6 protein-coding genes are annotated in these 12,554 nt (G+C 51.7%); all 6 read left to right on the forward strand.

Annotated features, from left to right (window positions below; all coding sequences use genetic code 11):
• Positions 1-2: 2 nt before the first annotated feature.
• Positions 3-1,256: a HupE/UreJ family protein gene (locus ACR1XU_RS21930; protein ID WP_480908717.1), complete on the forward strand. Its 1,254-nt coding sequence runs from the start codon at positions 3-5 to the stop codon at positions 1,254-1,256.
• Positions 1,253-2,770, forward strand: a complete 1,518-nt coding sequence (locus ACR1XU_RS21935; protein ID WP_170816686.1) for an amino acid adenylation domain-containing protein — start codon at positions 1,253-1,255, stop codon at positions 2,768-2,770. Before ACR1XU_RS21930 ends, ACR1XU_RS21935 begins: the two co-directional genes overlap by 4 nt.
• Complete coding sequence (locus ACR1XU_RS21940; protein WP_170816685.1) at positions 2,760-3,014, forward strand: acyl carrier protein; 255 nt, start codon at positions 2,760-2,762, stop codon at positions 3,012-3,014. The genes ACR1XU_RS21935 and ACR1XU_RS21940 overlap by 11 nt, the downstream gene beginning before the upstream one ends.
• 10 nt (positions 3,015-3,024) lie before the next feature.
• Positions 3,025-7,131 (forward strand): amino acid adenylation domain-containing protein, encoded by a 4,107-nt coding sequence (locus ACR1XU_RS21945; RefSeq protein ID WP_480908716.1) that lies wholly within the window; start codon positions 3,025-3,027, stop codon positions 7,129-7,131.
• Position 7,132: 1 nt separating this feature from the next.
• Entirely contained in the window at positions 7,133-10,954 is a 3,822-nt protein-coding gene (locus ACR1XU_RS21950; RefSeq protein WP_480908715.1) for an amino acid adenylation domain-containing protein, read from the forward strand.
• A gap of 220 nt (positions 10,955-11,174) precedes the next feature.
• The gene (locus tag ACR1XU_RS21955) at positions 11,175-11,600 is read left to right on the forward strand and encodes a hypothetical protein (protein WP_480908714.1); all 426 of its coding nucleotides are present in this window, start codon (positions 11,175-11,177) and stop codon (positions 11,598-11,600) included.
• The last annotated feature ends 954 nt before the right edge of the window (positions 11,601-12,554 follow it).

Genomic DNA, 12,554 nt, shown 5'->3' on the forward strand with positions numbered 1-12,554 from the left:
CAATGCAAAACGCTGATCGCGAATCCACTACCCGCGCCGCGAATTGGACAAATTCGTTTAGTGGATCGTTGGCTGCGCTCTTTCTGTGGGTAGGCGGCTTAATTCTGATAGCCTTCGCAACGCCGGTTCAAGCCCACAAGTTCAACGAGAGCTACGTTTATTTTGACGTCACCGATGACACCCTGAGTGGCAGGATTGAAGCAACGTTGACGGATCTAACCCGAATTCAGCTAGGGGCGCCGGAGGTTTCGACGTCGCTGACTGAGGACGAAGTCCGGCAATCACAAGAGCTCTTCTTCGAATATTTCGAAAATCGCATGAAACTTTTGTCGGATAGGCAAGCCCTTCAGGTTGAATTTGACGACATCACATTTTTTGATTCGTCGGTCGATACGTTCGCTCAACTGCATTTTACTGTTTTAGACATCGAGCAAACCCCGACAACTATCGAGATGGCCTATGACGGCCTGTTCTCTGACGTCGACCCAACCCACCGAGGTTATGCACTTATTGGAAGCAATACCCGAAACGGGATGGACGAGAACGAGGCCTACATCTCGCTGATTTTCGCGCCGGGCGATGGCACAAAGGCCCTTTATCTGAACGATGAACCGGCAGGCGATATTGCGCGAACGTTCTTTGTGCACGGCGTTTGGCACATCTGGCTTGGGTTTGATCACGTTCTGTTTTTGGTGACCCTGCTGTTGGGAGCGGTCATGCGGATCGAGAACCGGCATTGGGTTCCATCCGAGAACATCCGCGAAAGCCTGTTGGAAACTGTCAAGATCGTAACGGTGTTCACGATCGCCCATACTATCACACTTTGTCTCGCAACCTTCGAAGTCATAACCCTGCCCGTGACGCTGGTGGAGGCGGTTATCGCTTTCTCGATTGCTGCCGTCGCCGTCGGCAACCTTGTACCTCGTTTTCACGCAAGTTCTTGGAAGGTCGTCTTTCTGTTCGGGATATTCCATGGCTTCGGCTTCGCAAATGTGCTCGAGCCACTTGGCCTCGACCCCTCACGCAAGGCGCTTGGGCTGGCTACATTTAATATTGGAGTTGAGGTCGGGCAACTCGCCATCGTAGTCGTTTTGTTCCCAATCTTCTTTGCTTTGCGGCGCCTGACGGCCTACCGCGTTGTGTTTCTGCAATTTGGTTCCGCCGCCCTGATCGCAATTGCAATGTTCTGGTTCTACGAACGAACGATCGGCTGGTTCCCGCAGTTCGGTGACGCCGTTGTAATGGTGACCCAATGATCGAAACGGGCTTGTTTCTGGACGACGCACTCAGGCGGTACGCGCAAGTAACGCCCGAAGCTGCGGCGGTCAGCACGCTGGGGGAAATTACCACTTACGCTGCGCTAAATTCCAAAGTCGACAAGATTGCAAAAGCACTAATCACTTTGGGCGTAGAACGCGGTGATAGAGTGGCTGTCTGCTCGGTCAAAGGCGCTGAAACCATCGCGGCGATTTACGCCATCCTCCGCATCGGAGGCGTTTATGTACCGATTGATCCCGCAGCACCGGCCGAGCGCATTGAGGCGCAAGTATCGATCGTTTCGGCCAGAATGGTCATCGCCGACACAGCGCGCAAAACTAAGTTTTCGAGCGCTTTTTCCGAAAGCCAGCTGTTTGACATTTCGCAACCGCTGGATGAAATTTCGGGCAGTCCAAAAGTCGTTTGTGGTCCGGATAGGCGTGCCGAGGATCCTGCTTACATCCTCATGACATCCGGGACCACCGGCGCACCAAAGGGCATAGTCCATACCCATAAAAGCGGGTTGGCCTACGCAAAGATGGCGGCGAAACTGTGCGCGTTACGCGCGTCAGATCGAGTGAGCCACCACACCCCTATTCATTTCGACATGTCGATTTTTGATATCTTCAGCACCGCCCAGGCCGGAGCTTGCACCGTAGTTGTTCCCGAAATGCATGCAAAACTACCTGCAAGCCTTTCGGAGTTGACGGAGAAGGAGAGGATCACTGTTTGGTACTCTGTCCCATATGCCCTGATCCAAATGGTAGAACGCGGCGTGCTGGAGGATCGAAACCTGGAAGCGCTGCGGATCGTCATGTTTGCCGGAGAAAAAATGCCTCCGGCTGCTTTGAAGGCGCTGTCCAAACATACCCCAAACGCAAAATTCCTGAATGCCTACGGTCCGACCGAAACGAACCATTGCACGACAGCCGTGATGACGCATGCAGAGTTGGACGGAACCAGCTCGTTGCCTATTGGACGTCCGGATATTGGAGTGACCGCTCGTATCGGGATCGGACCTGAAGATGAGGAAACCGGAGAACTCCTGATCGCTTCTGAACAGGTCATGTTGGAGTACTGGCGCGATTCCGGGCTGACTGAAGCCGCGTTTTGCGATCTTCCAGACACCGACGGAAGTGTGCGTAGATTCTACCGTACCGGCGACATCGTTCGAAGAGCGGAAAGCGACGATATTTTCTTGATCGGACGCAAAGACCGCCAAGTAAAACTCAGGGGTTTTCGCATCGAACTGGATGAAGTCGAACTTGCTTTGGTCAACACGCCACTGGTTACCGAGGCGGTCGCGACAGTATGCGGCGATGAAATCCATGCGTATGTCACCGGCGGTTCAAAAGAAGATCTGTCAAACGTTCGGTCCAAAGTAGAAGCTGTTTTGCCGCGCTATGCCGTGCCTCATCACATCGAATGGCTTGAAGAAATGCCCCGCACTTCGACGGGCAAGATAGACCGTGCCAAGCTCGCCGGGCAGAAAGATACACAGCATGCAGCCTGAAGAACAAATACAGGCTTTGCGCGATTACGTTCGCGTCACGCTGTTGGGCGGCCTAAGAGTGACAGACGACGAAGAACTGTTGCTAAGCGGAATGATCGACTCGTTGGGCGTCATGTCTTTGGTTTCGTTCGTCGAACAGACCTACAGCATTGAAATCCCTTTGGAGGACGTCACGCTGGAAAACCTCAGTTCTATCACTGCAATTTCCGTTTATGCCGAAAATCGGCGCTTCGCAGTTTCCTGAGGTGGCCAACATGTCGCATCCATTGTCTGAAAGCCAACTGAGGTTCTGGAAAGGCCATCTCCTGCAACCGGATCTGCCAGCTTACAATATGGCTTGGCGATTTGACCTGAATTTCGAGGTAGACCCCGAGGTGTTTCGACGGGCGCTTTTCGAAACGGTTCAGGACAATGAAATTCTGCGCACGGTTTTTCGAGAAGGGACTGATGCGCTCATTCAAGTTGTCAAAGATGCAGTTGAAGGGCTTCTGGAGTGTAAGGACGCCAGTCAGTCGCCTGGTGCGGCAACTGAATTGGAGCGTGAGCTCAATGCGTGGGTTCAAATTCCGTTTGATCTAAGGCGTGAAACACTGCGCAGCCAACTGATCAAGTTGGCGGACGACCATTGGGTTTGGGCCGTATGTCAACATCACATCGTGTGTGATGCACAGTCCGGTGCTCTATTGTTTGATCAAGTGTCGCAACGCTATTCGGCTATCGAACACGACGGTGTTTTCACTGCCGAGCCGCTGCCAAGCTTTTTTGAAAGCCCGCCACTTCTCAACACCGCCGACGTACTTTCGGCGCCTTCGCCTTTCCACCCATCGTCCCCACCATACGGTAGTAACGCCAAGCGAGCAGGTTTTTCCAAACGTATTGCTGTGGAGATTTCGCAGGATATACAGGACACGCTTGAGCACGCTGTAACCCAATCGGAATTCCGCCTGTTCACGCCAGACTTGTCGAAGCTTGCAATCTACCTGACGGCCTATTTTGGGTATTTGCATCGGGTCACAGGCGACGACCAGATCACCCTTGGATTGCCATCCCATAACCGCTTGTCGGGCCAAGACAAAAGAACGCTGGGTCCATTTGTCGAAGTTTTGCCGTTAACTGTGGAATTAGACGCTGAAGACACGCTGTTGGATGTACATGTAAAGGTCAAAACCGGGCTGGGCACGTTTTTGAGGCGGGCGAAACCCGGCGCGGTTGCGAACATCGACACGTCGGGCATAAGCGCCGTTTGCAACTACATTCAAGCCGAGTTTGGAAGCTTCGCCGGGAAGCCGGCAACGGTGAAATGGCTCCATAGCGGTGCGCATGACGCGGGCCATGCCATTCGTCTCCATATCATGGACTTTCACGGGAACGGCAAGCCAGAGCTGTTCCTGGATGTACATGAGGAAATCTTAAATAACGTACTGGCTGGGGCCGTGCAGAACCATTTCCTGCGTGTTCTGAAAGCTACGGTCGAGGTTCCGGATACGCGTATAGCAGAACTGGACATAGCTGCAGATGAAAAAGATCAGGCGATTGTATTTGGAAGACAAAACTTTGCGGGTGCGCCCGAAACAGTTTTGGACGCGTTCTCGGCACAAGTTATCAAATCCCCGGATTCAATTGCACTGTCGTGTACCGACGATCAGATAACTTTCCGACAACTTGACCGGCGCAGCGATCAGATCGCGGCTTACCTCATTGGCCTCGGAATCCCGCGTGGGTCTCCCGTAGCGATCAATCTGCCGCGATCCATGGATTTCATTTTGGTCATGTTGGGTGTGTTGAAAGCCAGTTGCAGCTTTGTGCCCATAGCTTCAAATACACCAAGCGCGCGTGCAGAACAGATTGTCAAAATATCAGGTGCCGCGGCAGTATTCGTGCCCTCTGACGATAACCGCGCTTTTTCTTGTCGCAGCTTGAACATCACACTGGTCAATGCAGATACACCACGCACTTTCGAGAGGCCATCTGGCGGTGACCTTGCCTATGTTCTGTTTACATCTGGTTCGACAGGTGTACCAAAAGGTGTTGAGGTTAATCACACAAACCTGTCACGCTACATTCACTGGGCTGCAAAGACTTTCACAGGCAACCGCCCTGCGCACTACGCATTCTTTTCTTCAATATCATTCGATCTGACGCTGACATCCTTGTTCGCGCCTTTGGCTACCGGTGGGTCGATCCGTATCTACCCGGAGCACTCCGACCCTGACCTTGCAGTGCTGGACGTGTTTACCGAAGACGCGGTGGATGTCGTGAAGTTGACCCCCTCTCACCTCGCTTTGGCTTGCAAACAGGGTCATGTTGTCGAGCGTATTCAGACGCTTGTTCTGGGTGGTGAGAACCTGACATCCCAACTCTGCCGTAAAGCGACCCAAGATCTATCACCATCTTTGACACTGATAAATGAATACGGCCCAACCGAAGCCGTCGTCGGCGCCATGCACCACACATATGACCCCGAAACTGATACCGAGCTCTCGATCCAAATAGGGTCTCCCGCAGCCGGTGTTTCGGTCAGTGTCAGGGATAAAGGCATGAACCTGTGCCCTATTGGTGTAACCGGAGAAATCGTTATCGGCGGCCGCTTGGCCGAGGGATATCTTGGCGCACCCTCCGAAACTCAAGGGAAATTCTTGGAGGATCCAAAGGCAATTCAGGGCAAGGTTTACCGAACTGGTGATTTGGGTCGTATCAATCGAAACGGACGATTTGATTACCTTGGCCGGGCGGATCAACAAATAAAAATCGGCGGTGTGCGTTTCGAAGTCGCAGAGATTGACCGCGTTTTGCGACAATTGCCGAATGTGAATGCCGTTCATGTCTCGTTCGGATCAGTGCCGTCTACTGGCAGAAACAAGCAGTGTAAAACATGTGGCCTCACGGATTCCGTGCCCGGGGTAGATTTTGTTGAAAACGATCTGTGCCAAATTTGCGCAGAATTCGACAACTATAAAGCCAGGGCGCAGGCCTACTTTAAGGATGAACCCGCGCTACAACGCGAAATAGCGCGTGCAGCCGAAGCGAGCACCGGGAAATACGACGCGGTCATGATGCTGAGCGGTGGCAAGGACAGCACGTACGCCGCCTACCGGCTTGCTGATTACACGTCGCGGGTGCTCGCCGTGACTTTGGACAATGGCTATATCTCTGAAAAGTCGAAGACGAATATTCAAAGGGTAGCAGACGATCTTGGTTGGGATCATCGCTATCTCAGCACTGACAGGATGAACCAGATATTCGTCGACAGCCTTAAAACACACTCCAACGTGTGTCAGGGTTGTTTCAAGGCGCTATACACTTTGGCGTTCCGCACGGCTTTGGCCGAAGGCGCGCCTATGGTGGTGACAGGATTGTCCAGAGGGCAGTTCTTTGAAACACGGTTGACCCCTGACCTGTTCCGCAACGCAGCCCCTTCGTGCTCTCAGCTGGACGATATGGTTACCAAAGCGCGTAAAGCCTATCACGCAAAAGACGACGCGCTTTCTAAACTTTTGCAAACGGATGACCTGAAAGATGGACGCTTTCTGGATCAGATCAAGGTGCTCGACATTTACCGCTACATCGACGTGCCCGTAGCTGAGATTTACGAGTTTCTTGATAAGGAAACTGCATGGCAACGCCCATCGGACACTGGTAGGTCGACCAATTGCCTGATCAATGACACCGGGATCCACTTGCACAAGTCACGCGAGGGGTACCACAACTACGCACTGCCCTATTCCTGGGATGTGCGCTTAGGCCACAAAACCCGCGAACAGGCATTAGAAGAGCTTAATGACGACATCGATACGCAGCGCGTCGAGGCGATCCTAGAAGAGATCGGATTTGACGAGCCCGTCAACCAACAAAAGCTATCCGTTTACGTGGCCGGTCGCGATATCGCGGAACAAGATGTTTGGCAGACACTAGAGGCCCATTTTCCAAGAGGCTTGTTGCCTGACGAAGTGGTTTTACTGAAGGATATGCCGCTTAGCCCCAATGGAAAGGTTGATGCATCCCGTCTGCCCAATGGAAGCAGGCGGGGCGTGCAGCGCTCGGGTTTGGTTCCACCTGAGACAGAAACAGAACAAAAGTTGGTCGACATACTGTCAGCGGTGATGAGTGAACTCCAGATCGGTGCGACCGATGACTTTTTCGATCTCGGCGTCGACAGCCTTGCCGCGATAGAGATTGCTATGAAGGCCAATGAACAGGGTTTTTCCCTGCCTGCGACCTCGCTGTTTGAATACCGAACCGTTCGAGCTCTGGCTGCACATGCAGACAGTTTGTCGTCAGTCAGCTTTAGGGAAGGCCCGGAAGAAACTCTGCTCGATCTGGACGATGATGATCTTTCAAGCATCTCGGAGGCGCTGGGCTGACATGGGATATCCGCAAGGTGTAGCCGACATTCTTCCGCTGTCTTCCGCCCAACGCGGGATATTGTTTCATGTCAATGGCGAGGCGCAGCTACACGGACAATATGTAGCTGTAGTCAGTTGCACATTGCGGGGCCCTCTGGACCTAATGCAGCTTAAAGTTGCGATGGAGTCTCTTGTAAAAGCGCGCGACGTATTCCGAACCGGTTTCATTTGGAAGGGTGTGAAGCAACCCGTTCAGGTCATCCAGGAACAGGTTAGCCTGCCGTGGACCGAATTGGATTGGACTGAGCATTCAGATTTTGAACGGCGGTTCAACGACCTTCTGAAACTTGAGCAGCTACGGCAGTTTGATTTGAAGAGCCCCCCCTTGATGGCTGTTACACTGATCAAGGAAGCGCAAGACTGCTACCGGTTTGTGTGGACAATTCATCATCTTATCAGTGATGGGTGGTCGACCAGCGTTTCGATCAGAGATCTCTTCGACCTTTACCATGGAAAAAGCCCTACCGGTTCGATTGCGCCAAGTTTCAAAACCTATCTGACCTGGCTCAAAAAACAGGGTCCACTGACGGACACTGCGTTTTGGACCGATTACTTTGTGGGCTTGGAAGCGCCCTGCTTGCTTCCTGAACTGGACAGCCGAAATCAGTCTCCGACCCAGGTCTCGTACGCCGAGCGATTAGGCAGCGACTTGATGGAGAGCGTAAATCGGGCTTCGGCAGAATTGAAGGTAACACCAAATACGGTTTTGTCTGTGGCTTGGGCATCGGTCTTGCGCAGGTATCTCGGGCAAAACGACATCGTGTTTGGTACCACGACTGCAGGACGTCCACCTGAAATCCCCAATATTTCTCAAGCCGTTGGTGCATTCATAAGCACACTTCCAGTACGTTTCAAAATCGATCCGTCCCAATCAGTGGGCGAGCTCCTACAAGACCACGCTAGCAACGAGTTGAAACGACTTAAACATGAGCACGCCTCGCTCGCAGACGTTCAAAGCTGCGCCCCGTTCGCCAGTGGAACCCCCGTGTTCGATACGCTGTTTGTGAATGAAGGCGTTCAGAAACAAGATTTCGTCTTTGACGACATTGAGATCACTGGTCTTAAGACAGCGCAGTTCAGCAATTATCCCTTAGCGCTTCTTGTGACGCCGCAGAAAGATTTGGATGTTGAAGTCTATTTCGACCCAGAACGTATTTCCGCCGAAGCCATTCAGTCGTGCATTGAAAGCTACAAACGCGTCCTGTTTGCAATTGCTAATGATCCTAGAACGCCAATATGCAATTTGATGAAAGACGGTGCCAACCCGATTTACATCTCACCCGCGCCAAAAGCTGAAACTGTCATTCAACGCTTCCTGCAACACGCTGACGCTTCGCCAAATGCAGTCGCAATATCTGACAACCACCAAACGGTAACTTATTCCGAACTGTCGAAACGCGCCCGGCAACTTGCATTTTCATTACGAAAAGCAGGCGTGACTGAAGACGATATAGTTCCTGTAGCTTTGCCGCGCGGCGTGGATGCAATTGCAGCCTTTTTGGGCGTGATGATGTCAGGTGCAGCATATGTTCCGCTGGATCTGAGTTATCCGGAAATTCGTCTCTCGCAGATGATGGAAACGGTCAAGCCACGGTTCATTGTGACGTCACGAGCGTCGAAAAATGACCTGCCCACCAAATCTGCTCATCCGGTTCTAATTGACGTGCTCGATCAAGCGATCCACCCGGACGAAGTTAAGCTCGGTGCGCGTGCCTATGTCATGTTCACGTCCGGGTCAGAAAACAAACCCAAAGGTGTTGAGATCTCTCACTCAGCGCTGACCGTATCAACGGCCGCGCGAGATGAGCTTTACGGTGCTGCTCCCGAAGTCTACTTACTGTTGTCCTCTTTGGCGTTTGACAGCTCTGTTGCCGGAATTTACTGGACCCTTTGCACTGGTGGGCATTTGGTCGTCGCCGAGAAACGCGCCGAGCAAAATCCGAACCAGTTAGGAGAGTTGATCTCCCGACACAAGGTGACCCATACTCTGTGCCTGCCGAGTCTGGCTCGCGCGCTTCTGATGTCTGTACCGCAAAGTGATTTGCAAAGCCTACAGGTTCTAATCGCTGCAGGAGAGGCACTCTACGACAGCCTGTCTCAAGAATTAAAAGAGTTGCTGCCCAATTGCGTATTGATGAATGAGTATGGGCCGACGGAGGGTACAGTTTGGTGCACTTCGTTTGATGCTACCGCTTTTGAAGAGGGCCCGATTGTTCCAATTGGGAAGGCAATTCCCGGAACCTGGGTGGGCGTCTTCGACAACGATGATTGCCCCGCTGAACCGGGGATGACTGGTGAAATCATTGTTGCTGGCCACACAGTCGCTAATGGCTATCTAAACGATACAGAAAAAACAAAAAATCGGTTCTTTGAATTTGGCGGTGAAGGCATCCGGGCGTATAGAACAGGCGATCTTGGGGTTGCTGACGCCACGGGATGCATCACTTTTTTGGGCCGTCGGGACAAACAAGTCAAAATACGCGGACATCGCGTCGAGCTTTCGGAAATTGAGGGTGCTGCTCAAGTTGTTACGGATCAACGCCGTATTGCTGCCGTTTCATTGGCGCTTGCGGGCTCAAATAGCATTTTCATGGTGATAGAATGCGATCCCAGCGACCCGATTTGTGAGGCCACCGCACGTCACATTGAGGCCAGTCTTCCAGAACCGTTCCATCCAAGTTCGGTTGTTGGTGTTGAAGTGTTTCCTATCCTTCCGAACGGAAAGCTGGATCAAAACGCACTTAAGGCCATAGTCACCGAGCACCTGCAATCCAACGTTGGCGCCCCCCCGAAGACAGAGCTTGAGGAGCAAATAGCCGCAATTTTTTCCGAAACGCTGAATACGCCATGTCGGACGAGAAACGGCAATTTCTTTGATTTGGGCGGTGACAGCTTAGCCACGCTTTCTGCCTTTGCAATCGGTTGCGAAAGGGGAATTCACTTCGAACCGACCGATGTTTTTAGCTGTCCCACCGTTGCCAAACTGGCCAAAAGAGTAGCCGAAAGGCGTGCGGGCGAAGTCTTTTCGGAGAACGAAAGCGCCATTCAAATTTCCAGCCTTGGGCAAACCAAATCAACAGTCCTAATTGTACACTGCTCTGTACAATTCAGCCAGTATATAGCTCGAAGCCTGGGCTCGGATCATTCCGTTGTGCATATCCCAAGCCATCGGACAAAAGGCGCTGCTGTCCCGTTAGACCGGTCTATTAGTGAACTTGCATCCGAGGCCATTTTACATTTGAAAAAAAGTAATAGTAGCGGTCCATTTGTACTGTGCGGGTACTCTGCCGGATGTCCGATTGCCATGGAAATGGCGAGGCAATTGGGGCAGGAAAATACTCTTGGCATGATCCTTTTGGACCCTCCATTCAAAATGGTTGGCGCGGAACCTGGTCTGCAACCCTTGTACTTTCGAACCTACAAAAGGCTGCGCTACATTATCAGAGGGTGGAAGCGTCAGTTCAAAGCAAGGCGAGTTGTTCCTGAAATCAAACGCATTCTAGCTGAGCAGCCTGAAGCCGAAGAAGCAAGGATCCGGGGAGTCAAAATTGCCCACGCATTGGCAATAAGCAGTTTTCGCGTGCCCCGCTTTGACCCGCCTGCACATGTGTTTTTGTCGCGTGGCAATCCCTCACTGACTAGTGGCGATGTGTTGGATACGCACTTGCGCGACAAACACCTTTACCGACTAGATTTGAAACATGTGGAGCTCATGAGTCGGCCAGACGTTTTTTCAACTATCGCTTCAGTGATTTCAGAATGCGCATGCCGCGGTACTTGAATAGCCTCATCCGAAGAGTCCACTTGATTGTTGCTGCATCATTGACCTTCTATTCAAACGGATGATGGCTTCTGACGCAAAACAGCGTTAACCCAAAACGCCGTAACGCTGCTTGGCGTCATTTTTCTTCTGTATTGCTCGGGTACTTTGCGGCCTAGTTGCCGTTGATCGAAGAGAGCTCGCATCTTAACATTCCTTAACTGACTATTTGGAGGAACTGATGGCACAGAGTGATGAACGAGACTGGTCAGAGATTTTCGAAGAGGCGCGGACTAAAGCGAAAGGAGATGTTGACGCCTTGATGAATGATATCAAGCCTAGGTTCGAAGAGTTCGTTGAAAAAGCACAGAATGCAAAGTTCCATGATGTGGCTGAAGACGTTCTAGAAGCCGTCGAAAAGATGGCCAGTGAACTGAGACAAAAAGTTAAAGCTAGTTCGACCCACACCGTTAAGTCCAAAACTGCGGGCAAGCCTAAGAAGCAAAGACGACCAAGCTACATCTTAGAGGACGATACGCCAATCTACCGCATGTCGCCAGAAATCAAGTCCAGACACAAATTGACGGAAGCTCAGCTCAAAAAGGCCAAGGAGAAGGCGGCTCTATGGAAGCCACAGGACGGCGCCTACAAAGGTAAGCGGAATTGATTGCAGCCAACCATTTGAAGATTAGGTGACGCAATGATTGCGGTATCTTAGATTTGCGCAACCGGCTGCTCTGGGTTCGCAGCGTACATTCTTCGCACTCGGCGTGACCGTCGGTTCTGCGGACCTAGCAGATACAATCGTAGCATCAATATTGAGGCTGCAGGCTAGATAAAGTGCTGACTGGCTCGCGCGAGAAAAATCCACTACCAGTCGCTTGAAGACGAGCGCCAAATTTTGGTTTTCCGATCCCAAACACTGACTGTGACGCAAGGCGTTGGGTTAGTTCCGTCGCAATTATTTTCTTATCAAAAACGCCGAACGGAACTCGGAGGTGCAAACGGTCGCTTAGTAGCCACGAAACTTCTAGTCGTCTAAGTCTGACGCTTCGGCCTTTCGGAATATTATCAACGTCACAAATAGCCCACCAATTAACAACATGTGAGCCGCCGCGGTAACGCCGAATACGAAGTAGCTTCCAACTATAAGCGAGAAAATCGCACTCCACATCCACGCCAACATTTGCATCAACAAATGGGCAGTGGACAAAGATTGGTTCCTAAGTGGGTTTTTGGTTTCATCCATTACCGAAGCCCATGCCGTTTTTATGTTGAAACTACTATCCATGGTTTTTCTCCCAGATCTAACTGAACCCAAACCCCCGGACCCGACAAAATAAGCTAACTATTCGCTCCGCCATTTGGCAAAACTAAAAGGCGAAACGCCCTTCGTCCGTGTTTGGTAGTAATTTAAGTACGTAGACATCGCTCCGCTGGACCAAAAAAACATGCGCTGCCAGTTCTGGAGGGGACGAGGCAACGCGGGATGTCTGCGTTAGTAAGCAAAAACTTAGACCCACTGAAACAGTGTCCGTCGTCAGGGATTTTGGGACAGATGGCGCTCTGATCTAAGAGAGGATGTGGCTCATCTGGTTGGTTTGATTATGCGGCGGATTTG

It is taken from the genome of Ruegeria sp. D1(2025), from assembly GCF_056536425.1.

Excerpts from the sequence above, each read along its gene's own strand:
- ACR1XU_RS21930 (WP_480908717.1), top strand. The coding sequence starts at position 3 with ATGCAAAACGCTGATCGCGAATCCACTACCCGCGCCGCGAATTGGACA.
- ACR1XU_RS21935 (WP_170816686.1), top strand. The coding sequence starts at position 1,253 with ATGATCGAAACGGGCTTGTTTCTGGACGACGCACTCAGGCGGTACGCG.
- ACR1XU_RS21940 (WP_170816685.1), top strand. The coding sequence starts at position 2,760 with ATGCAGCCTGAAGAACAAATACAGGCTTTGCGCGATTACGTTCGCGTC.
- ACR1XU_RS21945 (WP_480908716.1), top strand. The coding sequence starts at position 3,025 with ATGTCGCATCCATTGTCTGAAAGCCAACTGAGGTTCTGGAAAGGCCAT.
- ACR1XU_RS21950 (WP_480908715.1), top strand. The coding sequence starts at position 7,133 with ATGGGATATCCGCAAGGTGTAGCCGACATTCTTCCGCTGTCTTCCGCC.
- ACR1XU_RS21955 (WP_480908714.1), top strand. The coding sequence starts at position 11,175 with ATGGCACAGAGTGATGAACGAGACTGGTCAGAGATTTTCGAAGAGGCG.